Genomic DNA, 26,476 nt, shown 5'->3' on the forward strand with positions numbered 1-26,476 from the left:
GCTCTCCACGACAGGTCAAGAAAGATCTGCGTGGAGGAGTGATGTTTTTCAGCAACAGGACGATGCGCGCCGCGATCATCGCGTCCTTTTTTTCGCTCGCCCTTAGCGCGTGCGACGCCTCCCGCGAAGAGCACGGCGAGGCGGCCTCGCTGCTTGCGCCTGAAGGTGCGCCGAACGAGCCGATTCAGAAGGTGAACGGTTCGGTGATCACCCGGGGCTCGGTGCAGCGCCGCCTGCAGTTGCTCCTGGACCGGAGAGGTCCCGTGCAGCCGACCGGCCCCGAAGAGATTCGCCTGTTAAGACGCGAGGCGCTGGAGCAACTGATAGCGGCGGAACTCCTCTACCAGGAGGCCAGGAAGAGTCCGGTGAAAAACCTGGACGAGCTCGTGGCGCAGCGCATAGAGCAGTACCGCAACAGGCTCCCGAGCGACGACGCCTTTGCCAGAAGCCTCGACGAGGCAGGGCTTAGCCTCCCGATCTTGCAGCAGGAGGTAAGAAAAGAGCTGGTGGTGAGCGATTTCGTGGACACCAGGTTCGGGCAGAAAGTCAGCGTGAGCGAGGACGAGGCCCTGAGTTTCTACGAGGAAAACAGGGAGAAGTTCAAGACGGGAAGCTCCGTCAGGGCGAGCCAGATCCTCGTTGCGGTGAAGGAACCGTGCGGCGAGCGCGACAAAAAAGAGGCCATGGAGAAGGCGGAACAGCTGCTGCAGCGGGTGCGCCAAGGTGAGAATTTCGGGATCATCGCACAGCTGCAGTCCGACTGCGCCAGTAAGGTTAGAGGCGGGGATCTCGGTTTTTTCAGCCGCGGCGACACAAACCCGCGCATCGAACAGGTGGCCTTCACCCTGAAACCCGGGGAGATCAGCAACATCGTCCAGACGTCATACGGCTACCACATCCTGAAGCTGACCGAAAAACGCCCACCAAGGCTCGAGACCTACGACGAGGCGCGGGGAGAGATCTTCCAGCTGTTGAAACGGGAGAAGACCATGAAACTGGCGGCGGAGCACGTTGCTCAGCTGCGCGCCAGGGCGAGAGTGGAGCGGGTGACCCGGCAATAAAAAAGGCGTCCCGGAAGGGACGCCTTTTCGACGAAACGGCATGTGAAGCGGCTCAGGCCGCCTGCGCTTCCACGACCAAGGGGGTCAGGAAACGCTTCATCTTTTTGAGCGCACCCTCCTCGACCTGGCGCACGCGCTCCCTGGAGATGGAGAAGTGGTCCGCGATCTCCTGGAGGGTCATCGGGTTCTCAGCGGCGACGCGCTGCTCGATCACGAAACGCTCCTTCTCGTTCAGGTGCTCGAGGGCGCTTGCCACCGTCTGCTCGAGCATGGTGGCCTCCTGCCGCTCGGCCAGCATCTCCTCCTGGTTCTGGCGCTGGTCCGGCAGGCTTTCCAGGAAGGTACCACCCTCCCCTTCAAACATCTCGACGTCGAGCGAGAGCTCCCCTCTCAGACGCTGCTCCATCTCCTGGGCCTCGGAATCCTTCACGTCGAGGGACAGGGCGACCGCGTGCAGGTCACCTTCGCCGGTCATCTGGGCGATGGCCTGCTTGGCCTGGTTCAGCTTGAAAAATAGCTTTCTCTGCGCCTGGGTGGTCCCGATCTTCAACAGGCTCCAGGCGGAAATGATGTGGTTCTGGATATAGGCCCTGATCCACCAGACGGCGTAGGAGATGAGGCGAACCCCCTTGGAGGGATCGAACTTACGCACGGCCATCATGAGGCCGATGTTCCCTTCCTGGATCAGGTCCAGCATCTTCATCCCGTAGGAGCGGTACTCCCCGGCTATCTTCACGACGAAGCGCAGGTTGGCGGTGATCAGCCTGTGGGCCGCCTCCAGGTCGCCTTCGTTGCGGAACCGGCAGGCCAGATCCATCTCCTCGTCCGCCGACAGAAGCGGGAAGCGGTTGATCTCCGCGAGGTACAGGGTAAGGCTGTCTACAGGTACCGGCATGGTGTATGTCATGGTTCATCTCTCCCTTGTGAGCTGCTTATTTCGTGCCTCGTGTTAGCACTCTCCACTCGTGAGCGCTAACAATATAACAAGGGGTAGGTAAAAAATCAAGGGGATGCCCGGCGATTTGCGGGGGTTAAATTGCTTGCGTGGTCCGCCGCTAATGTGGTAAACGAAAAGATCGAATAAGCGACGCCTGGCGCCGAAAAACCGGAGGTTTTGCCACATGGAGATCAGGATAGTACCGATTAGCGAGGGGGAGAAGAAGGCCAAGTATACCGACGAGTCGCAGCTCGGCTTCGGCAGGATCTTTACCGATTACATGCTGCTGGTCGAGTGGAAAGCGGGTCAGGGATGGGTCGACGCGCGCATCAAGAAGTACGAGCCGTTCCAGATTGACCCGGCTGCGCTCGTTTTACACTACGCGCAGGAGATCTTCGAGGGGCTCAAGGCCTACAAGTGGGAAGACGGCACCATCGCCCTGTTCCGCCCGGAGATGAACGCCCGCCGCTTCAACCACTCCGCCGAAAGGCTCTGCATGCCTGAGATCCCGGAAGAACTCTTCGTAAAAGGGATCGAGCAGTTGGTCGCCCTCGAGAGCGCCTGGGTTCCCGGCTCGGAAGGTACTTCGCTCTACATCCGTCCCGCCATGATCGCCGTCGAGCCTCACGTCGGCATCAAGCCCTCGGACCACTACTACTTCTACGTCATCCTCTCCCCGGTGGGCGCCTACTATGCAGCCGGCTTCAACCCGGTCAAGATCATGGTCGAGGACAAGTACGTCCGCGCCACCCCCGGCGGCACCGGCGAGGCGAAGACCGGCGGCAACTACGCGAGCTCGCTCAAGGCGGGCCTCGAGGCGAAGAAGAAGGGTTACGACCAGGTGCTCTGGCTGGACGGCGTACATAAGCGCTACATCGAGGAAGTAGGCTCGATGAACATGTTCTTCGCCTACGGCGACACCATCGTCACCGCGCCGCTCGAGGGGAGCATCCTGCGCGGCATCACCCGCGACTCCGTGATCACCATCGCGAAATCCCTCGGGCTCAAGGTCGAGGAGCGCAAGATCGACGTGAACGAACTCATGCAGGACCTGAAGAGCGGCAAGGTCACCGAGGCCTTCGGCAGCGGCACCGCCGCCGTGGTCACCCCGGTAGGGACGCTGTGCTACGCAGACGAGACGGTTCAGGTCGGCAACGGCGGCGTCGGCAAGCACACCCAGAAACTGTACGACACCCTCACCGGCATCCAGACCGGCAAGATAGAAGACAAGTTCGGCTGGATCACCAAGGTAAAATAGAGCCGAGCTCAAACAGACAAAAAGGGGACAGGCACCTTTAAACGGAGCCTGTCCCCTTTTTTTATTCAGCTCTCATCCCCTCTCCCGCCGGGAGAGGGCAGGGTGAGGGCGTCGGCAGCTGCAATCTCCTCACTTCGTGGCAATGCCCTCACCCGCCCGTTGGGCACCCTCTCCCGAGGGGAGAGGGAAATGGTCAGAAGAGGTCCATCTGCCCGTGCAGCAGCTCGCCGGGAGGCGGTGCGGTTTTGCCGGCGCCCTCGAGCCCCTTCCATGACTGACCGGTCCGGATCATCTCCTGGAGCCATTTTTTCGGAACGGAACGGTAACGGCACCGCTTGAGCGAGTCGACGGTTATGGTGGCGGAAACCACGCCACGACGAAGACGCGGCACGATCTCCTTTATTCTGGCGATGAAGAGGAAGCAGCGCGTCGCGTCTTTATGCTCCAGGAGCACCTCGTCACCGATTACCGCGAGACAAATGCCGTGGTGACGCTTGTTGTCCGCGAAGAAGCTGACCGCACATCCGGGAGTGGCTACGACCGGTTTGGCTAATTCTTCCGCGTCCCACACCAACTCCTCGGCGTCGTCCGGTTCCTCGTCGAAAGAGGCATCGGGATCCTCGCCGTAGAAAAGATTTTCATCGGCAGCCCAGTCCAGGTCGTCATCCAGATCGTCCTCGGCGTGCGCATGCAACTCCGCCTCGGTCTCCGGATCGTCCTCGACCTCCCTGCCCGTATTTTTGCCCGTGAACTTTGCCAACGTATCTCCCCAGCAGGCACCACAGCGTCATTAGCCGTGCGAACCATTGCGCGCCAGCGGTGTGCCGCTGAAACGCTGCCACCGCCCGCCGGATAATGCCATATCTTGTCGCGCACTACAAGCCTTGCCACGGGTAGAGCCACCTCGCGCCCCCGCCGCGACGACACTTAAAAGCTGCGCCCTGCCTTGACACACAACACTCCCCTCCCTATCTTCTTCTAAGACTTAGGAGGCAACCCCATGATTAGACCCGAGAAAATGACCGTAAAGACCCAGGAAGCGATCGCGACGGCGCACGAAAACGCCCTCGCCATGTCGGCTCCCGGCATAGAAGCCGAACACCTTCTGCTGGCCCTGATCGACCAGGAAGGGGGCTTCGTCCCCGACCTCATCAAGAAGATCGGCGCTCCTCTGCCGCGCCTGCGTGAGAGCGTGGACGAGGTGCTCAAGCGCCTACCGAAGGTGACCGGCGGCGCTCAGGTCGGGCTCTCGGCCGCTTTGAACCGCGTCCTCGATCAGGCCCAGAAGGAAGCGGACGGGATGCACGACGCCTTCGTCTCGACCGAACACCTTTTGCTGGCGCTGGTCGCGTCCAAGGACACCCCGAGCGGAAGGCTCTTAAGCCAGAACGGGGTGACCCGCGACGGCATACTCGCCGCGCTCAAGGAACTGCGCGGCGGCGAGGCGGTCAACGAGCAGGACCCGGAGCAGAAATACCAGGCACTCGCAAAATACTGCCGCGACCTCACCGACCTGGCCCGCCAGGGGAAGCTCGACCCGGTGATCGGCCGCGATGACGAGATCCGCCGTGTGCTCCAGGTGCTGTCGCGCCGGACCAAGAACAACCCGGTCCTGATCGGCGAGCCTGGCGTCGGCAAGACCGCCATCGCCGAGGGGCTCGCCCAGCGCATCGTCTCCGGCGACGTCCCGGAGACGCTGAAGGACAAGGTCATCATGGCGCTCGACATGGGGGCTCTCATCGCGGGCGCCAAGTACCGCGGCGAGTTCGAGGAGCGGCTGAAGGCGGTCATCAAGGAGGTGGCACGCTCCGAGGGGAGGATCATCCTCTTCATAGACGAGATGCATACCCTGGTCGGTGCCGGAGCAGCCGAAGGCGCCCTGGACGCCTCCAACATGCTGAAGCCCGCCCTTGCCCGCGGCGAGCTGCACTGCATCGGCGCCACGACGCTGAACGAGTACCGGAAACACATCGAAAAGGACGCGGCACTCGAGCGCCGCTTCCAGCAGGTGTTCGCCGGGGAGCCGAGCGTCGAGGAGACCATCTCCATCCTGCGCGGCCTCAAGGAGAAATACGAAAACTACCACAAGATCCGCATCAAGGACTCGGCGCTCATCGCAGCGGCGACCCTCTCGGACCGGTACATCACGGACCGCTTCCTCCCGGACAAGGCAATCGACCTCATCGACGAGGCCGCGTCCCGGCTCAGGATCGAGATCGACTCCAAACCGACCGAAATCGACGAGATCGACCGCCGCGTCATCCAGTTGGAGATCGAGCGCCAGGCCATGCTCCGCGAGAAGGACGCGAAGGCGCTGGACCGCTTGAAAAAACTGGAAGAGGAGCTCAGTACCCTCAAAGAGCAGTCCGCCGAACTGCATGACCACTGGCAGCGGGAAACCAGCATCCTGAAGGAGCTGGGCAACCTCAAGGAGCGCAGGGAGGAGAAGGTCGAGGAGGCGAAACGCGCTGAACGCGACGGGCTTCTCGCGCGCACCGCGGAGATCCGCTACGGCGAGATCCCGGCTATCGAGAAGGAGATGGAGGACAAGCGGCTCACCCTCGAGGCGATCCAGAAGGAAGGGAAGATGCTCCCCGAGGAGGTCGACGCCGAGATGGTAGCCGAGGTGGTCGCCAAGTGGACCGGCATCCCGGTGAACCGCATGCTGGAAACCGAAAGCGAGAAGCTCGTACGCATGGAAGAGCGCCTGAAAAGCAGGGTCGTCGGGCAGGACGAGGCACTCACCCTCGTGGCAAACGCGGTCCGCCGCGCGAGAAGCGGCCTCTCCGACCCGAACCGCCCCATCGGATCCTTCATCTTCCTGGGTCCAACCGGCGTAGGCAAGACCGAGACGGCGCGTGCGCTCGCATCGTTTCTGTTCGACGACGACCAGGCCATCGTGCGCATCGACATGAGCGAATACCAGGAGAAGCACACCGTCGCCCGTCTCATCGGCGCTCCGCCGGGATACGTGGGCTATGAAGAAGGGGGACAGCTGACCGAGGCGGTGCGGCGGCGCCCATATTGCATCGTGCTCTTCGATGAGATCGAGAAGGCCCACCCGGAGGTGTTCAATGTCTTCCTGCAGATCCTCGACGACGGGCGGCTCACCGACGGCCAGGGGAGGACGGTCGATTTCAAGAACTCGGTGATCATCATGACCAGCAACCTGGGGTCGCAGTGGATCCAGCAGTACGGCGCCACCGACTACGCGAGGATGCAAAGCGAGGTGATGGAGACGCTCAGGGAAGCCTTCAAGCCCGAATTCCTGAACCGGGTGGACGAAATCGTCATCTATCACGCCCTGCCACTCGAGCGGATCAAGGAAATCGTCTCGATCCAGTTGAACGCCCTCGTCCGGCGACTCGAGGAGCGGAGCATCGGTCTCGAGGTCACCGACCAGGCCAAGGAGTTCCTGGCACGCGAAGGGTACGATCCCGCCTACGGCGCTCGCCCGCTGAAGCGTGCCCTGCAGCGCAAGATCCAGGACCCGCTGGCCCTCATGCTGTTGGAAGGGAAATTCGGCCCCGGCGACGTGGTCCGGGTCGATCTGGCGCCTGGTGGCGACAGCCTGAACATCACCAGACAACTGTGAATACATTAAACAAAAACTAACAAATTGCTATTTCACGGTGAAGCTGCTATGGTACGCGGCGCAAAGCTGCAGTTTTGCGCCGCTTGCGCGGCATCTCGATCGGGGAGTCTTTCAATGAAGCGTTATTCAACTATTATGTCGGTCCTTGTAACCCTGGCACTGCCCGTCGCGGGAACCTGTGCAGACGCACCCAAGGCGCCTGAAAAGGCGGATACCAAAGTAGAGGCAGCCACCGCTCCCGGCGCGTCTGAAGCAATGACGAAGAAGGCCGAGGCCATCAGCAAGTCCATGCAGAAGAGCGGGCACAGCATGATGATGGCGGGAACCCCTGCTCCGGGCACCCCGGAAGCGAACCCGAACGCGGCCGGCAAGGTCGTCGAAACCATGAACTCCGGGGGGTATACCTACGCCAACCTCGAGTCCAACGGCACCAAGACCTGGGTTGCCTATCCGGTACTCGAAACCCGCGTGGGTGAGAACCTCTCCTTCCACAACTGCATGCCGATGACTAACTTCCAGAGCAAGACGCTGAACCGCAAGTTCGACACCATCCTGTTCTGCAGCGCACCGGACGTTGCCGCCACCGCCCCGGCGAAGCCCGCCCAGAAGGAGGCTAAGAAGGCCGCCCCCGGCGACACGATCAAAGTCGAAAAGGCAAACGGCGCCAACGCCTACACGGTCGAGGAGATCTTCTCCAAGCGCGCCGCCCTCGACGGCAAGCAGGTGGTGGTCCGCGGCCAGGTTGTCAAGGTCGCAGCCTCCATCATGAACAGGAACTGGGTGCACCTGCAGGACGGCACCGGTAGCGACAGCAAAAAAACCAACGATCTCGTTGTGACCACCAACGACAACGCCGAAGAGGGCGATATCATCACCGTTACCGGCACCCTCGCCAAGGACAAGGACTTCGGCGGCGGCTACCGCTACAACGCGATCATCGAGAAGGGTATCGTGATGAAGTAACGCCGATCGCTACATGCACCGGCAAAGGCCCTCCGTTTCGCGGAGGGCCTTTTTTGATCGTGCACAAAAATCTTTCCGGGACTCGGGACAGGGATACAGACCATGTCGACCACATCGCTATTGATAGCACTCTACTTCTGCCGTTTCGCCGCGGTATGCCTGCTGCGCTTTATGAACCTGAGCCACCTGAAGCGCTACGGTGCCACGGTCCCGGTGGGGTTCGAGGGTGCGATCGATGCGGACGCGCTGGCGAAATCGTCTAGCTACACCTTCGCGCAGAGCAGGCTCGCGCTCATCGAATCCATCTTCGACAGCGCATTTTTGCTGCTCTTCATGTTCACCCCGCTGCTGCCGCTCTACGACGCCTGGATCGGTTCGTTGACAGGCTCCTTCCTTTTGCGCGGCGTGCTCTTCATGCTGGTGCTCACCCTGGTGCAGGAGGTCCTCGAGATCCCCTTCTCGCTTTACCGCACCTTCCGGCTGGAGAGGAGCTTCGGCTTCAACACCACCACCGCTGGCATCTGGCTCTCCGACTTCTTCAAATCCACCCTCATCTCTGCGGTCATTACCGGCATCGTCATTTCGGCGGCGCTCCTGCTCGTCGAACACTCCCCCGATCTTTGGTGGCTCTGGGTCTGGGCCTTCTTCGCCCTCTTTTCCATCACGATGATCTACATCTCGCCGTACCTCATCGAGCCGCTCTTCTCGAAGTTCGAGCCGCTCAAAGACGAGGAGCTTGCCGAGGAGATCAGGAGGATGCTCGAGAGAACCGGTCTGCGCGTGAAGGACGTCCAGCAGATGGACGCCTCGCGCCGCAGCCTTCACTCCAACGCCTACTTCACCGGCATCGGCAGGGTGAAAAGGATCGTGCTGTACGACACGCTCCTCGATCAGATGGACCGCCCCGAGGTGCTCGCCATCCTTGCGCACGAGGCCGGACACTGGAAAAAGGGGCACATCTGGAAGCGCCTGGTGCTCATGGAGGCAGGGGCGCTCGCACTATTTTTCCTGGTGCACCAGATGCTCGGCTGGGGCGGGCTTCCCGCGCTCTTTAGGCTTGGCGAGGCGTCCTTCATGGCGCAGATCCTCATGGTGAGCTTTCTGTTCTCGCTCGTCTCCTTCCCGCTCACTCCGCTAGGGGCCTGGCTTTCGCGTCGCAACGAGTGGGAAGCGGACCGTTTCGCCACCGCACTTTCCGGCACTCCGGGTGCGCTCGCCTCGGCCCTCGTCAAACTCTCCAAGGAAAACCTCTCCAACCTGCATCCGCATCCGTTCTACGCGTGGTTCTACTACAGCCACCCACCGACGGCGGCGCGAGTGGCGGCACTGCGCGCGGCGGAACGGGAAACGGCGTCGGAATAATTAACACAACTTCATTGCGCCCAACTCCACGTTCTGGTATTTTTGGAAGGCTTAAGCCGTCAAGATACCTGCAACAGGAGCCGATTACATGCGCCTGAACATCCTGATCACCGCATCCGAAGCCGTCCCCTTTGCGAAGGAAGGGGGCCTTGCCGACGTGGTCGGCGCCCTGCCCCGTTACCTGGCGGCGCGCGGACACGACGTGCGCGTGGTCATGCCGCGCTACTACAAGGTTGACCGGGAGCGTTACGGACTTCGCCTGCTTCCGGGGACCCTCACGGTCCCCATGGGGATCATCGGCAACATGTACTGTGGCGTGTACGAGGGACGACTCCCGGGTTCACAGGTTCCCATTTATTTTCTGGAACACGAAAGCTTCTACGGACGCGACTCCCTGTATGAAAGGGACAACGAGGGGTACCTCGACAACGACAACCGCTTCATCTTCCTCGCCAAGGCCGGTCTTGAGATCTGCAAGATGCTCAACTTCTCCCCGGATGTCGTCCACGCCCATGACTGGCACACCGCCGCCGTCCCCGTGCTCATGAACACCTGGTACCGCCACGACTTCCACCTCGCTCAGGCCGCCTCGCTTCTCACCATTCACAACATGCAGCACCAGGGGAGCTTCTACGAGGGAGCCATGGACGTCCTCGGCATAGGCTGGGAGCACTTCAACTTCCTCGAGCTGGAGAAGGAAAACCAGGTGAACCTCCTCAAGGGAGGGATTTACCACGCGACGCTCCTTAACACGGTGAGCGAAGGATACGCCAGGGAGATCCAGACCGAGGCGTACGGCTGGGGGCTGGAGGACGTGGTGCGTGAGCGTTCCAACGTGCTCTCCGGCATCCTGAACGGTGTCGATTACGGCGAGTGGAACCCCGAAGCCGACCGACTGCTTCCGGCCAACTACAGCGCCTCGGACATGAGCGGCAAAAAGGTGTGCAAGCGGGAGCTGCAGCGCTCACTAGGGCTTCCGGAGCGCGAAGACGTCCCGCTCATCGGCATGGTATCGCGCCTGGTGAAGCAGAAGGGGATCGATGTTCTGGCCGAGGCCTTGCCGCGACTTCTCGACCTCGACATCCAGCTGGTTCTTTTAGGCGCCGGGGAGCCGTGGGCGCACTTTTATTTCGGTGAAATGGCGGCAAAACGTGGCGATCGCTTTTCCTGTCGCATCGGCTACGACAACGCTCTTGCCCACAGGATCGAGGCGGGGTGCGACTTCTTCCTGATGCCCTCGGCGTTCGAGCCGTGCGGGCTGAACCAGATGTACAGCATGCGCTACGGCACCCTTCCCATCGTGCGCGCGACTGGCGGCTTGGATGACTCGGTCGACAACTTCGACGCCGCCCAGCGTACCGGCGACGGCTTCAAGTTCTGGAACCTTGACGCGGGAGCGCTGTTCGACACGGTCGGCTGGGCAGTGCACACCTGGTACCACGACCCGGAGGGGATCAGGGCGTTGCGGCAAAACGCGATGGCGAAGCGGTTCACCTGGGAGGAGGCAGCGCAGAAATACGAGCACTTGTACCTGGAAGGGATGCAGAGAAAGCTTGGCGAGGAAGGCTTCCAGCAGGTGCTGCAGGATCGGAGTCGTCAGAAGAGGAGAGTCCCAGAGGATAGTACGGGACGGTTCCAGCCGCAGGCGTGACACTCGAGCAGAACACTTAGCCGTTACAGCCCGGCTACACCCCCACCCAACATGTCCCTCCCACAAAATATCTCACATGCAAAGGCGGACAACGCTATTCCGGATGAAATAGCACTATTCCCTGCGAAATAAGCTTATTCCTGGAGAAATAAGACTATTTTCTAGAAAACAAGCTTATTCCCGGGAGAATAGCACTATTTTGCATGAAATAAGCTTATTTCACCAGAAATAGCGCTATTTCTCTCCAAACAACACTATTTCGCCGTAAATAGCGCTGTTCCAACGAAAATAGTGTTATTTCGGCAAAAACAACACTACTCACCACACACGACGCAGCCAACCAGGCGTTTCCCCTCCCACGCCGCTGCGGCGAGGAAAAATCGCGGCACAATGAAAAAAAAGGCGCCCCGGAAATCCGGGACGCCTTTTTCACTTCAGCAAAAGCCGGTGCTACATCTTGTTCAGAAGCGGAACGATGAGCAGCGAGACGATGTTGATGATCTTGATCATCGGGTTGACCGCCGGGCCGGCGGTGTCCTTGTACGGGTCGCCGACGGTATCGCCGGTAACGGCAGCCTTGTGGGCATCGCTACCCTTGCCGCCGTGGTAGCCGTCCTCGATGTATTTCTTCGCGTTGTCCCATGCGCCGCCGCCGGTGGTCATGGAGATGGCCACGAAGATACCGGTGACGATGGAACCGACGATCACGCCGCCCAGAGCCTTGGGACCAAGGGTGAAGCCGACGACGATCGGGGCGAGGATCGGGATGAGGCCCGGGATGACCATCTCTTTGAGAGCGGTCTTGGTCACGATGTCTACGCAGGCAGCGTAGTCCGGCTTGCCGGTGCCTTCCATGATTCCTTTGATGGTGCGGAACTGGCGACGGACTTCGTCGACGACCGCGCCGCCCGCCTTACCGACCGCTTCCATGCACATAGCGGCGAAGTAGTACGGGAGCATGCCGCCGATGAAGAGACCGACGATGATCTTCGGATCGGAGAGGGAGAAGCTCTTGTCCGCGATGGTCAGCTCCTGAACGTAGGAGGTGAACAGGATGATGGCGGCCAGACCTGCGGAGCCGATGGCGTAGCCCTTGGTGACCGCTTTGGTGGTGTTGCCGACCGCGTCGAGCGGGTCGGTGACGGCGCGGACGGAGTCGTCCAGTTCAGCCATCTCAGCGATGCCGCCTGCGTTGTCGGTGATCGGGCCGTAAGCGTCCATGGCGACGACGATGCCGGTAAGGGAGAGCATGGAAACTGCTGCGATGGCGATGCCGTACACGCCCGCGCAGTTGGCCGCGACGATGATGCCCGCGGAGATGACGATGACCGGCAGTGCGGTCGCCTTCATGGAGATGCCGAGACCGGCGATGATGTTAGTGGCGTGACCGGTCTTGGATGCCTCGGCGATGTGCTTGACCGGGGCGTACTCGGTCGAGGTGTAGTACTCGGTGATCCAGAAGATGGCACCGGTGACGACCAGACCGACGATTGCGGAGATGAAGATGTTGGTTGCGGAGATGACCGTACCGTTTGCCTCGGCGAGACCCTGCGGGAACATCTGCACGGTGACGAAGTAGAAGGCGATGCAGGCGATCACGCCGGAAGCGATGAGCCCCTTGTAGAGGGCGCCCATGATCTTGCCGGAAGCGCCGAGCTTCACGAAGTAGGTGCCGATGATGGAGGCGATGATGGAGATGCCGCCCAGGATCAGCGGGTAGCTTACCGCGCCGGAGTTAGTGAAGGTGATGGCGCCAAGGAGCATGGCGGCGATCAGGGTGACGGCGTAGGTCTCGAAGAGGTCCGCGGCCATGCCGGCGCAGTCGCCGACGTTGTCGCCCACGTTGTCAGCGATGACGGCCGGGTTGCGCGGATCGTCCTCGGGGATGCCGGCTTCAACCTTGCCCACGAGGTCGGCGCCGACATCAGCGCCCTTGGTGAAGATACCGCCGCCCAGACGGGCGAAGATGGAGATCAGCGAGCCGCCGAAGCCGAGGCCGACCAGCTGGCTGACGACGTCCTTGACCGGTGCGCCCGGCATAACCTGCTGAAGGAACATGTAGTAGCCGGCAACGCCCAGAAGGCCCAGACCAACAACGAGCATGCCGGTGATGGCGCCGCCTTTGAAGGCAACGTTGAGAGCCTTGTGGATGCCGGACTTGGCAGCCTCGGTGGTCCTAACGTTGGCGCGCACCGAGACGAACATCCCGATGAAGCCGGTGAGGCCGGAAAACACTGCGCCGACCAGGAAGCCGACTGCGGTCATCCAGCCGAGGGAGGCGAAGAGGGCCACGAACATGGCGACACCCACCACCGCGATGATGGTGTACTGACGTTTCATGTAGGCGCCGGCGCCTTCCTGGATCGCGGAAGCGATCTGCTTCATCCGCTCGTTGCCCTGGGGAAGCCCCAGGATCCACTGGGCCGAGATCAGGCCGTAGGCGACTGCCGCCGCGGCACAGACCAGGGCGAAGACTACTGCATACTGTTCCATTGAAAAAATTCCTCCTATTTAGATATGCCTCAAGAAAAGGCGTGCCTTCTAAATACGGTGACAAAAACGCGTGATTGTTATCGAAAATGCACTATTTTGTCAATCTAATTCATACCGCTGCAGGCGATTTCTTGGAATACACTCATCTTCATGACGTATACTTTGTGTCGACCGCACCGCAGCTCGCTCCGGCTGAACCTCTAATTGATGCAAGGCTGGCGTCGTCACTCAAGTGGCAAGAGGTCATTCACACACACCTCTCCTTGCCGACAGACAAAAGGTATCTGCCACACACGAGCTTGATAGCATGTTGGTACTGTCGGGGCGACGATCATGTCCCCCCCTCTACCAGCCGACCGGCATGACGGCATCTATGCCAGTCACTTCAATTTCTTATCCAAGAACCGGATCCCGTAAACAGTTGCTTAACGGAGGTCGAATATGTATCATAACCCGATGCTTGATCTTAAATGCGGCGATCACAGCTATCCTTTGCATCTTGCGCCGGAACACGTCCTTTCCGTGCTGCGCCCCCGCCCCTGCACCCCAGAGGGAACGCCGGCCGAACTGGTCGAGCGCGCGCTTGACGGCTGCGCCGGGATCCTGGCGGGCTTCGCCCCCGGCGAGAGGGTGGTGATCGTCACCTCAGACGTCACACGCCCCACCGGAAGCGATATCTACCTCCCCTTGCTTGTCTCCAGACTGAACGCCGCCGGAATCAGGGACCGCGACATCGAGATCGTCGTCGCACTCGGGATTCACCGCAAGCAGACCGCGGCGGAGCACAGGAGGATCGTCGGCGGGCTCTACGGCCGGATCCAGGTCACCGACCACGATTGCGACGACCCCGGCGAGCTCGTGTACCTGGGCGACACCTCGCGCGGCGTTCCCGTCGAGATCAACCGGCGCGTTGCCGAAGCGGACCGGCTCATCCTGACCGGCGCCGTTACTTTTCACTACTTCGCCGGGTTTGGTGGCGGCCGCAAGAGCATGCTTCCCGGCGTATCCAGCCGTAAAAGCTGCATGGCGAGCCACTTCTCGGTCTTGAACCCGGAAGAGGGAAGCGGCCGGCATCCCAAAGCCGTGACCGGAAACCTGGAGGGGAATCCGGTGCACGAGGCGATGCTCGAGGCTTGCGCGATGCGGCCTCCGAGCTTCATCCTCAACACCGTGCTGGGAGGCGACAAGGAGATCATCGCCGCCTTCGCCGGAGACTGGCGCGAGGCCCATGGCGCCGGATGCCGTTTCTACGCCGAGACCTTCTCGGCCCCCATCGCTCAACAAGCGGACCTCGTGGTGGTTTCCTGCGGCGGCTTTCCCAAGGACATCAACCTGATCCAGGCCCACAAGTCGATGGCATACGCAAGCCGAGCGCTGAAGCCCGGTGGGGTCATGATCCTTTTGGCCGAGTGCCGCGACGGCTACGGCAACGCCACTTTTTTCAATTGGTTCGGCTACGAAACATGCACCGAGCTGGAGTCCGCCCTCAGGAAACGCTACGAGATCAACGGACAGACGGCCTGGTCGGTGAAGGAGAAGGCGGAACGCTTCCGCATCGTGCTTGTCTCCGTACTGCCCGATGAAGAGGTGCGCACCATGGGGATGGTCCCGGCGGCGACGCTGGATGCGGCGCTGGACGTCGCACGCCCAATGCTCCCGGAACAATTCAAGGCGTACGTGATCCCGGCAGGGGGAACGGTACTGCCGGTCCTGAACATTTAGAATACGAAATCCCCCTCTAGGCTTCCACGCTACAGCGGGGAGGAGCTATGAACGAAAGGAAATCTTGAATGCTAGACGCAAGCGTATTGAAGCAATTGACCGATATCGTCGGTGCAGAGAACATCGCCACCGGAACCCAGGACCTCATCTGCTACGGCTACGATGCGACCCAGATGGAATTTCTTCCGGACGCCGTGGTGCACCCGGACAGCGCCGAGCAGGTATCCAGGATCCTTAAGCTCGCCAACGAGGTGAAGCTCCCAGTCTTCCCGCGCGGCGCCGGCAGCGGCTTCACCGGCGGAGCCCTCCCCAAGGGAGGCGGAATCGTCCTCGTCACGACGAGGATGAACCGCATCCTCAGGATCGACACCGACAACCTGGTGGCCGAGGTAGAGCCTGGTGTCGTCACCGAGACATTCCAGATGGCGGTCGAGAAGCTAGGTCTTTTCTACCCGCCCGACCCCGCATCGCTCAAGTTCTCCACCCTCGGCGGAAACGTCGCAGAGTGCGCCGGCGGCCCGCGCGCGGTCAAGTACGGCGTCACCAAGGATTTCGTGATGGGTCTCGAGGTGGTACTCCCGACCGGCGCGATCATCCGGACCGGGGGCGAGACGGTGAAGGGTGTCGTCGGTTACGACCTGACCAAGCTTCTGTGTGGCTCAGAGGGGACGCTCGGGGTGATCACCAAGATCATCTTCAAGCTCCTCCCCTACCCCGATGCCAAGAAGACCATGCTCACCGTTTTCGACTCCATCGACGGTGCGGCGCGCGCCGTTTCAACGATCATCAAGAACAAGATCATCCCGACCACGCTGGAATTCATGGACCACCCGACACTAACCTGTGTCGAGCGCCGCTTCAACCTCGGCATGCCCGACAGCGCGCGTGCCGTACTCCTGATCGAAGTGGACGGTGACCGCGACCTGATCGAAAAGCAGGCCGGAGAGATCCACAAGCTGATCGAACCCCTGGGGCTCGTGCAGTTCAGGGTGGCGAAGGATGCCGCCGAGAGCGAGGAGCTTTGGAAGGTGCGCCGCCTGGTCTCCCCGTCGTTGCGCGACGTGAACCCGGACAAGTTCAACGAGGACATCGTGGTGCCGAGGAGCAAGGTGCCCGACGTGATCCGGCGCATCGAGGTGATCCAAAAGCGCTACGACATCCCGATCGTCAACTTCGGGCACGCCGGCGACGGCAACATCCATGTGAACATCATGATCGACAAGAGCGTGCCGGGTCAGCTTGAGAAGGCGCACGAGGCGATCAAGGAAGTGTTCCAGGCGGCGCTCGACCTGGGCGGCACCATGTCCGGCGAGCACGGCGTGGGGCTTGCGAAGCAGCCCTACATACCGATGGAGCTGAACGCCGAGCAGATAACGGCCATGAAGGCGATAAAGAGCGCCCTGGACCCGAACAACATCCTGAACCCGGGCAAGATGCTGCCGTAAGGCGAAAGACGAATTGACAATTGAGAATGGACAATTGACGATGCGGAGCCCCCATAATTCCCAAGCCTCCCATAAGTCATATAGTTCCCATTGACTACTACAAGCGAGACCCCAGCATGACCAAGAAGCAAACCGACCCGCTCGAGCGGGTAGCTCAAGACATGAAGAAATGCGTGAAGTGCGGCGCCTGCCGCGCCAACTGCCCCGCCTTCAGCACCTTCCAGCGCGAACCGGCTACGGCGCGCGGCAAGGTGGCGCTAGCACAGCACCTGGCGAAAGGCGACATCACGCTCGACGACGGCACCTATGCGGCGATGTCCAAATGCCTTCTGTGCGGCAGTTGCGTCGACAAGTGCCCGAACCAGGTTCCGACCGACGAGATCGTCATCGCGGCAAGAGAGGCGCTCGCGCAACGCCGCGGCCTCACCACCTTCCATAAGGCGGTTGGACAGGTGATCAGAAACCGCAAGCTGATGAACTTCGGCGCGCTCGCCGCCGCGGTGCTCGGCCCTGTCTTCTTCAGGAAGGTCCCCTCTACCTCGGGCCTCAGGCTCCGCTTCCCGATACCGTTTCTCGGCGGCAGCCGCCACGTCCCGCAGATCGCCAAAAAGCCGTTTATGAAACGCCACCCCGAGGTGATCAAGGGGGAGCCGGGTAAACCGACCATCGTCTTCTTCGTAGGGTGCATGACCAACTTCGTCTACACCGAGATCGGTGAGGCGACCCTCGCCCTGTTCCGGCATCTGGGGTGCACGGTCATAATCCCGCAGGGGCAGCAGTGCTGCGGCCTCCCCGGCATGTCCGGCGGCGACCTCAACACGGTGCGCGAACTGGCCGAACAAAACCTGGCGGCGCTGGAGAAGTACCCGGCGGACTACGTGATGACCGCCTGCGCCACCTGCGGCGGGGCGCTGCACAAGCTCTATCCTCTGGTGATCGGGAAGAGAAACCCGGAACTGAAGGAACGCCTGCAGGCACTCGCGGACCGGACCGTCGACGCCGCCGTCTTGCTGCAGAAACTCGGGTTGCACCCCGAGGAGACCGGCGCCGCGGAGGGGATGCGCATCACCTATCACGACCCCTGCCATCACAGGACCGCAGGGATCGCCAAACAGCCGCGCGCCCTTTTGAAAGAAACACCGGGACTGGAACTGGTCGAGATGGAGGGTGCGGACCGCTGCTGCGGCCTGGGCGGGACCTTCAACGTCTACCACTACGAGAGCTCGCTCGACATAAACGCCGGCAAGAGTGCGGCCATCATCGATACCGGCGCCGACGCCGTGGTAACCGGTTGCCCCGGATGCATCATGCAACTCTCCGACGGCCTGAAACAAGCCGGAGATAAAACGAGGGTATTACATACCGTCGAGCTTTTAGCGCGCAAAATCAGGAGCTGACAGGCACCCCCTGTCAGCTTTTCCTCCGCTCCTCCCCCTCCTAATTTTTTACTCTCCCTATAACCACCGTATTTCCAGCACTTTGGCCGTATACACGCTTTTTCTTATTGACTTTTTTACAGCAAAACCTTATGAAGGGTACGCGCCTAAAAAGTAAAACAATAGTTCGTTTTACTACGCCTCATTAGCTGTTCCGGCGCACCCAGGCCAGGTTCCATCAGCCCGAATGCTCTTTTAGTTAAAATGAAATTTCGAATGCTGCACGATACGTGAAAAGGACGTTACACCGGCCCGACCGACAGTACCTTTCTCCGCCGCACCACCCCTTCTGATTTACCAAAAGCCACCAATACCGCAGCATTAGCCTCCGGATCGTGCCCCAGGCCCCGCCCCCGCACGAAGGACGGCGACCGCCGCATCCCAGCCGGCGGTTTCAGGCAGCCTAAAACGGGCGGCCACGATAAGAGCCTCCCTTACCGCCCGGAGGTTGACGTTTTCGATAACTGACGAACCAAAGTGCAACACTTTTTTAATATCAAACCAGGAGGAAGTAGATGAGCTGCGCTGCACCCCCGAAACAGATGCAAAATCACAACGCCAGGAAGGATGCCACCAATGTCGAATAAAATAACCAAGCCCTCACTGAAAAACCCGTTTGACGTAGCGGAGAAGGTTGAATTCAATATCCCTGGCGAGATTTCCCGTGCCACGGGCGGCTATGAGGAGGCGATGCAGGCAGGTTACGACCTGATCCAGCGCCCCATCAAGTCGGTGAGCATCGACCAGATCGAGAAACAGCACTTTAAAAAACGTATGACGGTTTGGGAGAGGATCCGCGTCCTCACCGAGGAGGAGCCGAACATCCTGTTCCAGAACTGGGGCAAGAACTTGGACGGCGCTTCGCTCGTCACCGGCATCCTCAACATCCACGGCCGCGACGTCGCCGTGTACGGCCACGACTTCACGGTCCGCGCCGGCTCCATGGACGCGACCAACGGCAACAAGCTGGCCCGTCTTTTCTACATGGCAGGCGAGAAGGGGATCCCGGTCATCGGCATGAACGACTCCGCGGGCGCCTTCGTTCCCGCCGGCGTCGGCGGCCTCGACGGCTACGCTGAGGCCTTCACCGCGCTCAGGAAGATCTCGGGCGTGGTTCCCTCCATCATGTGCATGTTCGGCTTCAACGCCGGCGGCGGTTCCTACCTGCCGCGCCAGGGGAGCTTCGTGATCCAGCCGAAGGACACCTTCTTCGGCCTTACCGGCCCGGGCGTCGTCAAGAGCGTCCTCGGCGAGGACGTAACGCCTGAGGATCTCGGCGGCCCCAAGGTGCACGGCCAGTCCGGCGTCGCCGACCTCACCGTTGAGGACGAGGTGGGAGCGCTCAGGACCGCGATCATGCTCCTCAACTACCTCCCGGACAACAACTCGGTGATGGCCCCCTACCAGGAGACCAGCGACCCGCTGGACAGAAAGACCTGGGAGATCAACACCCTGCTGAAGAAGGCCTTCAACTCCCCGACCGGCTTCAACACGCCGTTCGACGTCTCCATCATCATCCAGCAGATCTGCGACCACGGCGACTACTTCGAGATGCAGCGCGACCGCGCAAGGAACGTCGTCACCGCCTTCGGCCGCCTGGGCGGCAACGTGGTCGGCTTCGTCGCCAACAACTCGGCCGTCGACTCCGGCCAGATCGACTGCGACGCGGCCTACAAGATCGCCCGCTTCAACCGCTTCTGCAACATCTACAACATCCCGATGATCTTCATGGAGGACACCACCGGCTTCCTCCCCGGCCGCGAGCAGGAAGCGCGCGGCATCGTGCAGGCCGGGCGCGCCATGCTCGACTCCATCGTCGACATCCGCACCCCGCGCATCCTCTTGATCCTCAGGAACGCCTACGGCGGCGCCTACGCCTCCTACAACAACTACCCGACCGGCGCCGACCTGGTCCTCGCCCTCCCCACCACCCGCCTCGCCGTTATGGGCCCGGCCGGCAAGGAGTTCGTCTACAAGGACGAACTGAGGAAGGTGAGAAACGCCGTGATCGAGCGCGTCAAGCGCGGCACCCAGGAGAGGATCGACGCCGGTGTCAAACCGGAAGCCGCCAAGGCGGACGCAGAGAAGGAAGCCGCTGAATGGCTGAAGACCGAGGAGGCCCTTCTCAACTCCCGTTACGAGAAGGAACTGATGAACCCGAAAGAGGCGCTATCCCTGGGCTCCATCTCCTCGCTGGTCATGCCGACCGACCTGAGGAAGGTGCTCGGTGAGAACATCAACTTCTTCCTGCGCCACTACAAAGCCGGCCCGATGCAGGGCGTACAGAGGGAGTTCCACTAATGGCCACTACTGACTTGGGAATTGGAATTGCTCAGGGTGGGAGCACGGCTCCCGGTATGCCCGCAGGTTTCGCCGCTCAGGGAACGGCCGCCATGCAGGGAGTGCGCCCCTCGACGGCGACATATAACGTAACGGAGATGAAATCGATGGCACACACGTCCGAAAAATACACTACGAACCCGATGATCCACCGGGACCGCCGACTCGGCCTCTCGCAGTCCGCGTGGATCCGCTCCTTCTCCTGCGAGGACCTGAAGCCGCTCATCGTCTGCCGCGGCCCGATCCGGAAAGAGGCGATGGACGTCTACCAGGAGATGGGCATCACCCACTACGGCATCCTCCTCTCCGAGAAGGACTCGATCGTTTACCCGAACGCCCTGGCCCCCGAGCTGCGCACCCTGACCGACTCCAAGCGCGTGCACCGCGTGCCCGACTACACCGGCGCCAGCAAGGAGGAGCGCGTCGAGCGCATCCACCAGATCATCAACATCGCCATCGACAACGGCTATGACTCCATCTTCGCAGGCTACGGCTTCATGGCCGAGGACGACGAGTTCGTCGGCGCCATCGAGAAGGCAGGCCTCAACTTCATCGGCCCCTGCGCCGCCACCCAGACCGGCGCCGGCAAGAAGGACGAGGCGAAAAGAACCGCACTCTCGGTCAACGTCTCGGTCACCCCGGGTATCGACAACGTCACCGCCCGCACCCTGGTGAAGAAGCACGGCACCCGCGAAAAACTCCTCGCGCTCGCGAACTCCGACGGGCTCCAGTGCGACCAAAAGGTCCTCGCCGACGAGAAGCTCTCCCTGGAGGACCTGGCGGACCACATCCTGTACGCCTCCTACGCCAGGGGCGTCGACCTCTTCTCCATCGAGGAGCTCTGCGCACAGGTCGAGGCGGAATGCGCCGCGATGCTGAAGAAGCACCCGCAGTCCCGCGTCCGCCTGAAGGCGATCGGCGGCGGCGGCGGTAAAGGGCAGCGCCTCCTCGGCGCGGCGCTTCTCACCAAGAAGAACGCATCCGACGCGGACATCGCCAAGGCGGCAGCCGACGCCCCGGGTCTCGTGCGCGAGATCCTGAACGAGGTCAAGGCCAACGGCATAGGCGACAACAAGAACGTCCTCGTCGAGCTCAACATCGAGCAGACGAGGCACAACGAGATCCAGCTGCTGGGCAACGGCGACTGGTGCATCGCCCTTGGCGGCCGTGACTGCTCCCTGCAGATGCACGAGCAGAAACTCCTCGAGGTTTCGGTGACCCAGGAAGGGCTCATGGCCGCCATCGAGGAAGCGAAGGCCGCAGGCCGCAAGGCCGAGGTGAAGGCGCTCGAAAGCGACCTCAAGGTCCTTAAGCGAATGGAAGAGGAATCCGAGCGCTTCGGTAAGGCGGTAGGGCTTGACTCCGCCTCCACCTTCGAGTGCATCGTCGACCGCGACCGCCACTACTTCATGGAGGTCAACACGAGGATCCAGGTTGAGCACCGCGTCACCGAACTCTGCTACGCGCTCAAGTTCGTAAACCCGGACGACGCCAACGACTTCTTCGTGGTCGAAAGCCTCGTCGAGGCGATGGCGCTCCTCGCACGCCACAAGAAGCGGGTGCCTAAACCGCAGCGTTTCGTCCGCATGAACGCCGCCGTCGAGGCACGCCTTAACGCCACCGACGCCTCCCTCTCTCCGCACGCAGGTGGGATGATCCGTTACTGGTCCAAGCCGATCGAGGGTGAGATCCGCGACGACCAGGGTATCAGCATGCTGAACCCGGATACCGGCATCTTCATGAAGTACAAGGTAGCCGGCGCCTACGACTCCAACATCGCCCTCTTGCTCACCACCGGCGATGACAGAAAGGCAAGCTACGACAAGATGTCCGAGGTGCTGCGCGCCACCACGCTGCGCGGCTCCGACCTCGCAACGAACCTCGAGTTTCACTACGGCCTGGTGAACTGGTTCCTCGGCCGGAACGTGATGGCGAAGCCGACCACCCGCTTCGTGGTCCCGTACCTCACCCTGGTCGGCACCCTGAAGGAGGAGGCGAACAAGCTCGATCCGGTCTACGCCTTCCTGCAGATGAAGAAGCACTACGCGAAGATGGTGGCCGACGCCTATGCCGACCAGCCCGAGGTTGCGGCAAAAGAATCGAAGAACATGTCAGCGCTTCTGGACCGCAAGGGGACCCTGATCATCCGCCCCATCGAGCGACTGCTCGGCGACCCGCACCTCCTTTCCGGCTGGCTGTCGATCAACACCAAGAACTTCAGGATCGACAACGGCAAGGTTGTTTGGCTTAGGAATCCGGTAGGTGTTCTGAACGAGACCTACGAGTACCTGCACATGAACCACCGTCCGCACAAGCCTGCGGCGGAGATCATCTGGAGCCACGACAACGAACTGCTGCAGCAGGCGCTGCGCTTCTCGAGAACGCTGCGCGAAAACTTCGGTCTCGCTCGTGACGAGTACTTCACCCTGAACGAGATCGTCAACAAGGAGGAGCCGCAGGGGGGCTTCGACGCGGATACCTGGCAGCAGATCCGTTCCGCCCACTTCGGCTACGAGGCGGGCCTGGAGCTTCTGGGCATGCTCTTCCTCGTCGGCCAGAACACCAAGTTCTGGGACCTGCGCGTCGAGGAGGACCTCGAGATCACCATCCCCGAGTACCTGAACGATACCGACCTGCAGGCCCGCATGAAGAAGGTGCTGGTTCCGCCGCCGGCCACCAAGGCGGACGAGATCGTCGCAGCCTGCGGCGGCATGTACTACGCGCAGGAGGCCCCGGGGATGCCGGCATTCGTCGCCGAGGGTATGCACTTCGAGAAGGGGCAAGCGCTCTACATCATCGAGGTCATGAAGATGTTCAACAAGGTATACGCACCCTTCTCGGGAACCATCGACAAGATCCTGGTCACCTCCGGCGACGGCACCATCGTCTCCAAGGGGCAGCCGCTCTTCAAGGTCACCCCGGACGAGAAGTTCGTCGAGGTCGATGTGAACGCGCTCGAGAAAGAGAAGCGCACCCTCACCTCCGAGTACCTGAAGGCGGTACTCTAGGGGGTCGTCTGCACGACGCAAAAGGGCTCCGGATGTAACCATCCGGAGCCCTTTTCCTCATCGACTGCCCCAGCGCAAACGGCCGGGTCAGTTGTTTTTTTGTCAGCGTATCAAGCGGCGGCGAAGCAGATGTTGTCGCCGGAGAGTGCCTCGAGGAAGGTGTCTGCAAGGGGGTCCTTCACGATGGCCATCATGCCGTGGTTGACGGACCAGGTGGTACCGCAGGTCGGGCACTCGACGAGGTCTTCGTTAAAGGCTCCGGCACGAAGGTCCATGCCGTTGTGTTCATCGTTCTTGCATACGGGACATTGCATCTAGGTTCTCCTCCAGCCCCCGATGGGGCGCTCTTTGTTTTTTTGTCGAAGTGAACTATAGAAACCCCGGGCTTGTTTTACAAGAGAAATAATCCCGAAAGTCGTTGTAAAACAGAATGTTATCAGGGCGTTTGCGTTTTGTATGACAGATCGACATTTTACGGAATCGTTCAGAAATAAAACAAGCAGAAAGAGGGCCGCCGAAGCGCGACAATATAAACTGTTGTTTTTACATAAATTTTGATATTTAGATCATCATTCTAAAAATAAAACAGTTTGAGATCCAGTCCCGGCTCAAATCGGCCGTGACAGTTAATAAAAAATAATTCCCTTTCCCGTAAATTTAGCGTAAACAAAAAACGTCTTCGAACCTTTCCTCTCATCACAAACACTTTGGTACCGCCAGGAGAGCAACATGAGCATTTCTGAAAAGAAGCAGGCATGGCAGGCAGCAGTTGAGAAAAGCATGGCCAAGGCGCCCGAGCGCAGGGGCTCGTTCAAGAACAGCTCCGACATGGAACTCGAGCGCTGCTACGCGCCGCAGTTCGACTACCCGGGCTACGGGGAGAACTTGGGCTTTCCCGGGCAGTACCCGTTCACGCGCGGCGTGCAGCCGACCATGTACCGCGGCAGGTTCTGGACCATGCGCCAGTATGCAGGCTTTGGCAACGCCGCCGAGTCCAACGAGCGCTACAAGTACCTGCTCTCCGCCGGCCAGACCGGCCTCTCCATCGCCTTCGACCTCCCGACCCAGATGGGATACGACTCCGACGCCTCGATGAGCCGTGGCGAAGTGGGCAAGGTCGGGGTCGCCATCGACTCGCTGGCGGACATGGAGGTTCTCTTCGACGGGATCCCGCTGGACAAGGTCTCCACCTCGATGACGATCAACTCCACTGCGGCCATCCTGTTGGCCATGTACATAGCGGTAGCCGAGAAGCAGGGGGTTTCCGCCGACAAGATCTCCGGCACCATCCAAAACGACATCCTCAAGGAGTACATGGCCCGCGGTACCTACATCTATCCGCCGAAGGAGTCGATGCGCATCATCACCGACATCTTCGCCTACTGCAGGGATAACGTTCCCAAGTGGAACACGATCTCCATCTCCGGCTACCACATCCGCGAGGCGGGCTCCTCCGCCGTGCAGGAAGTGGCATTCACCCTGGCCGACGGCATCGCGTACGTCGAGGCCGCCGTAAAGGCGGGGCTCGACGTGGACGAGTTCGCGCCGCGCCTCGCCTTCTTCTTTAACTCTCATAACAACCTCCTCGAGGAAGTGGCCAAGTTCCGCGCCGCCCGCCGCATGTGGAGCCGCATCATGCGCGAGCGCTTCAAGGCAAAGGACCCGCGTTCCCAGATGCTGCGCTTCCACACCCAGACGGCCGGGTGCACCCTCACCGCGCAGCAGCCGGACAACAACATCATGCGCGTGACGCTGCAGGCGCTCGCCGCCGTCCTTGGCGGCACCCAGTCGCTGCACACGAACTCCCGTGACGAGGCGCTTGCGCTTCCCACCGAGGAGTCGGTGCGCATCGCACTCAGGACCCAACAGGTAATCGCGTACGAGTCCGGCGTCGCCGACTCCATCGACCCGCTGGCCGGTTCCTTCCTCGTCGAGTCCATGACGGACCAGATCGAGCAGCAGGCAATGGCATACATCGAGAAGATCGACTCGCTTGGCGGCGCGGTCGAGGCGATCTCGAAGGGATTCCAGCAAAAGGAAATCCAGGATTCCGCTTATGCGTACCAGCGCTCCATCGAGAAGGATGAGACCATCATCGTCGGCGTGAACAAGTTCACCGTCGAGGAAGGCGCGCCGCAGGGTCTTCTGAAGGTCACTGACGAGGTGGAGGTTAAGCAGAAGGAAGCGCTTGCCAGAATGAAAGGCGCCCGTGACACTGCAAAAGTCGAAACGACGCTCAAGGCACTGGAGCAGGCTGCCAAGGGAAGCGAGAACCTTATGCCCTTTATCCTCGACGCGGTTAAGAGCTACGCGACTCTCGGCGAGATCGCCAACGTCATGCGCGGCGTCTTCGGTATACACAGAGAAACCGTGGTCCTTTAACCACAAACAGGCATACAGTTCCTGCCGAAGCAGCATCACGTTGTTCCGGCAGGAACCATACTCTTCCAGACAGTTGCAACCACACAACCACGATTCTTGCCGCCTTTTTTCCCGACTATACAGTCAATGCCTGCACCCAAATACTTCTCAGGCTGCTCACACTGAGTAAATTTTTCAGAACTGTAACTTGCACCCATTTCATTTTGCTGTAATATTTTCCGCGGTCAGATTTTTTCTGGCACGCAACAGGGGAGACGCATGCTCAACAAGATAAATCACCTCGGCGTAGCAGTCACATCAATCGAAGAAGCACTTCCTTTTTACCGCGACATCCTCGGAATGAACTTCGCAGGAATCGAAGAGGTCCCCAGCCAGTTAGTGAAAGTGGCTTTTCTATCCATCGGGGAATCCAAGATCGAACTGCTGGAGCCGACCTCTCCGGAGAGCCCGGTGGCCAAATTCCTCGAGAAGAACGGCCCCGGCGTACACCACGTGGCCTACGGTGTGAAGGATATCGAGGCTACCATCGCCAGACTCGTGGCCGGCGGCACGCGCATGATCGACGCGACCCCCAGAATCGGCGCCCATGGCGCACGCATCGCCTTTCTACACCCCAAGAGCAGTAACGGAGTGCTGACGGAACTGTGTGAGGCGCACGACGACTGTCATTGACACATGCAGGATCCGATATCTCATGAGTCGAATTTTTTTTTGTTGACATTTGTTTGAATAATAATATAGTGACGCCAGTTTTATATAACAGTGGTTTGCTCATTGGGATAGGCTGTACAGGCTGCTCTGCGTGACGTTCTGCTTTTATGTC

General features: G+C 60.6%; 17 protein-coding genes. 13 read left to right on the forward strand and 4 right to left on the reverse strand.

The features are described from left to right. Positions 1–41 precede the first annotated feature (41 nt). Positions 42–1,061: a peptidylprolyl isomerase gene (locus E4633_RS01035; protein WP_135868425.1), complete on the forward strand. Its 1,020-nt coding sequence runs from the start codon at positions 42–44 to the stop codon at positions 1,059–1,061. 52 nt (positions 1,062–1,113) lie between these two features. Here E4633_RS01035 and rpoH read toward each other — a convergent pair whose 3' ends face one another. Continuing rightward, on the reverse strand, positions 1,114–1,968 hold the full coding sequence (rpoH, locus tag E4633_RS01040) for an RNA polymerase sigma factor RpoH (protein ID WP_135868426.1): 855 nt from the start codon (positions 1,966–1,968) through the stop codon (positions 1,114–1,116). A 214-nt stretch (positions 1,969–2,182) separates the two neighbouring features. Between rpoH and E4633_RS01045 the strand changes: the two genes are divergently transcribed. Then, a complete protein-coding gene (locus tag E4633_RS01045) occupies positions 2,183–3,256 on the forward strand; it encodes a branched-chain amino acid aminotransferase (RefSeq protein ID WP_135868427.1) in 1,074 nt (357 codons plus the stop codon). A 193-nt stretch (positions 3,257–3,449) separates the two neighbouring features. Here E4633_RS01045 and E4633_RS01050 read toward each other — a convergent pair whose 3' ends face one another. Further along, positions 3,450–4,016 (reverse strand): hypothetical protein, encoded by a 567-nt coding sequence (locus tag E4633_RS01050; protein ID WP_135868428.1) that lies wholly within the window; start codon positions 4,014–4,016, stop codon positions 3,450–3,452. 240 nt (positions 4,017–4,256) lie between these two features. Here E4633_RS01050 and clpB point away from each other — a divergent pair, with 240 nt between their 5' ends. From clpB to glgA, 4 genes are all read left to right on the forward strand, one after another. After that, entirely contained in the window at positions 4,257–6,851 is a 2,595-nt protein-coding gene (gene clpB / locus E4633_RS01055; protein ID WP_135868429.1) for an ATP-dependent chaperone ClpB, read from the forward strand. A gap of 114 nt (positions 6,852–6,965) precedes the next feature. Continuing rightward, positions 6,966–7,814, forward strand: a complete 849-nt coding sequence (locus E4633_RS01060) for a DNA-binding protein (RefSeq protein WP_135868430.1) — start codon at positions 6,966–6,968, stop codon at positions 7,812–7,814. A 102-nt stretch (positions 7,815–7,916) separates the two neighbouring features. Next, positions 7,917–9,176, forward strand: coding sequence for a M48 family metallopeptidase (locus tag E4633_RS01065; RefSeq protein ID WP_135868431.1), 1,260 nt, complete (start codon positions 7,917–7,919; stop codon positions 9,174–9,176). Positions 9,177–9,264: 88 nt separating this feature from the next. Beyond that, on the forward strand, positions 9,265–10,827 hold the full coding sequence (gene glgA, locus E4633_RS01070; RefSeq protein ID WP_135868432.1) for a glycogen synthase GlgA: 1,563 nt from the start codon (positions 9,265–9,267) through the stop codon (positions 10,825–10,827). 450 nt (positions 10,828–11,277) lie between these two features. Here the strand turns inward: glgA and E4633_RS01075 are convergent, their stop codons facing one another. Next, on the reverse strand, positions 11,278–13,320 hold the full coding sequence (locus E4633_RS01075) for a sodium-translocating pyrophosphatase (protein ID WP_135868433.1): 2,043 nt from the start codon (positions 13,318–13,320) through the stop codon (positions 11,278–11,280). Between the two features lie 441 nt (positions 13,321–13,761). On the opposite strand from E4633_RS01075, the gene E4633_RS01080 reads away from it, so the two are divergent. The 5 genes from E4633_RS01080 (at position 13,762) to E4633_RS01100 (ending at position 23,271) form a co-directional block, all read left to right on the forward strand. Next, a complete protein-coding gene (locus tag E4633_RS01080; RefSeq protein ID WP_135868434.1) occupies positions 13,762–15,042 on the forward strand; it encodes a lactate racemase domain-containing protein in 1,281 nt (426 codons plus the stop codon). 68 nt (positions 15,043–15,110) lie between these two features. Continuing rightward, positions 15,111–16,487 (forward strand): FAD-binding oxidoreductase, encoded by a 1,377-nt coding sequence (locus tag E4633_RS01085; RefSeq protein ID WP_135868435.1) that lies wholly within the window; start codon positions 15,111–15,113, stop codon positions 16,485–16,487. A 116-nt stretch (positions 16,488–16,603) separates the two neighbouring features. Further along, entirely contained in the window at positions 16,604–17,884 is a 1,281-nt protein-coding gene (locus E4633_RS01090; RefSeq protein ID WP_135868436.1) for a (Fe-S)-binding protein, read from the forward strand. Positions 17,885–18,499: 615 nt separating this feature from the next. After that, positions 18,500–20,224: an acyl-CoA carboxylase subunit beta gene (locus tag E4633_RS01095; RefSeq protein ID WP_135868437.1), complete on the forward strand. Its 1,725-nt coding sequence runs from the start codon at positions 18,500–18,502 to the stop codon at positions 20,222–20,224. A gap of 146 nt (positions 20,225–20,370) precedes the next feature. Beyond that, a complete protein-coding gene (locus E4633_RS01100) occupies positions 20,371–23,271 on the forward strand; it encodes an ATP-binding protein (protein ID WP_135868438.1) in 2,901 nt (966 codons plus the stop codon). Positions 23,272–23,381: 110 nt separating this feature from the next. Here the strand turns inward: E4633_RS01100 and E4633_RS01105 are convergent, their stop codons facing one another. Beyond that, positions 23,382–23,585: a hypothetical protein gene (locus E4633_RS01105; RefSeq protein WP_129127294.1), complete on the reverse strand. Its 204-nt coding sequence runs from the start codon at positions 23,583–23,585 to the stop codon at positions 23,382–23,384. Between the two features lie 415 nt (positions 23,586–24,000). Here E4633_RS01105 and E4633_RS01110 point away from each other — a divergent pair, with 415 nt between their 5' ends. After that, positions 24,001–25,653 carry an acyl-CoA mutase large subunit family protein gene (locus E4633_RS01110; RefSeq protein WP_135868439.1) on the forward strand — a complete coding sequence of 551 codons (1,653 nt, stop codon included), beginning with the start codon at positions 24,001–24,003 and terminating at the stop codon, positions 25,651–25,653. Positions 25,654–25,911: 258 nt separating this feature from the next. Further along, positions 25,912–26,325, forward strand: coding sequence for a methylmalonyl-CoA epimerase (gene mce / locus E4633_RS01115; protein ID WP_135868440.1), 414 nt, complete (start codon positions 25,912–25,914; stop codon positions 26,323–26,325). The last annotated feature ends 151 nt before the right edge of the window (positions 26,326–26,476 follow it).

The sequence above is a fragment of the Geomonas terrae genome, assembly GCF_004791675.1.
GTDB lineage: Bacteria > Desulfobacterota > Desulfuromonadia > Geobacterales > Geobacteraceae > Geomonas > Geomonas edaphica.

Coding starts and splice junctions, on each gene's coding strand:
- E4633_RS01035 (WP_135868425.1), top strand. CDS start 42: ATGTTTTTCAGCAACAGGACGATGCGCGCCGCGATCATCGCGTCCTTT.
- rpoH (WP_135868426.1), bottom strand. CDS start 1,968: ATGACATACACCATGCCGGTACCTGTAGACAGCCTTACCCTGTACCTC.
- E4633_RS01110 (WP_135868439.1), top strand. CDS start 24,001: ATGAGCATTTCTGAAAAGAAGCAGGCATGGCAGGCAGCAGTTGAGAAA.
- clpB (WP_135868429.1), top strand. CDS start 4,257: ATGATTAGACCCGAGAAAATGACCGTAAAGACCCAGGAAGCGATCGCG.
- E4633_RS01100 (WP_135868438.1), top strand. CDS start 20,371: ATGGCACACACGTCCGAAAAATACACTACGAACCCGATGATCCACCGG.
- E4633_RS01105 (WP_129127294.1), bottom strand. CDS start 23,585: ATGCAATGTCCCGTATGCAAGAACGATGAACACAACGGCATGGACCTT.
- glgA (WP_135868432.1), top strand. CDS start 9,265: ATGCGCCTGAACATCCTGATCACCGCATCCGAAGCCGTCCCCTTTGCG.
- E4633_RS01065 (WP_135868431.1), top strand. CDS start 7,917: ATGTCGACCACATCGCTATTGATAGCACTCTACTTCTGCCGTTTCGCC.
- E4633_RS01080 (WP_135868434.1), top strand. CDS start 13,762: ATGTATCATAACCCGATGCTTGATCTTAAATGCGGCGATCACAGCTAT.
- E4633_RS01085 (WP_135868435.1), top strand. CDS start 15,111: ATGCTAGACGCAAGCGTATTGAAGCAATTGACCGATATCGTCGGTGCA.
- E4633_RS01090 (WP_135868436.1), top strand. CDS start 16,604: ATGACCAAGAAGCAAACCGACCCGCTCGAGCGGGTAGCTCAAGACATG.
- mce (WP_135868440.1), top strand. CDS start 25,912: ATGCTCAACAAGATAAATCACCTCGGCGTAGCAGTCACATCAATCGAA.
- E4633_RS01060 (WP_135868430.1), top strand. CDS start 6,966: ATGAAGCGTTATTCAACTATTATGTCGGTCCTTGTAACCCTGGCACTG.
- E4633_RS01095 (WP_135868437.1), top strand. CDS start 18,500: ATGTCGAATAAAATAACCAAGCCCTCACTGAAAAACCCGTTTGACGTA.
- E4633_RS01045 (WP_135868427.1), top strand. CDS start 2,183: ATGGAGATCAGGATAGTACCGATTAGCGAGGGGGAGAAGAAGGCCAAG.
- E4633_RS01075 (WP_135868433.1), bottom strand. CDS start 13,320: ATGGAACAGTATGCAGTAGTCTTCGCCCTGGTCTGTGCCGCGGCGGCA.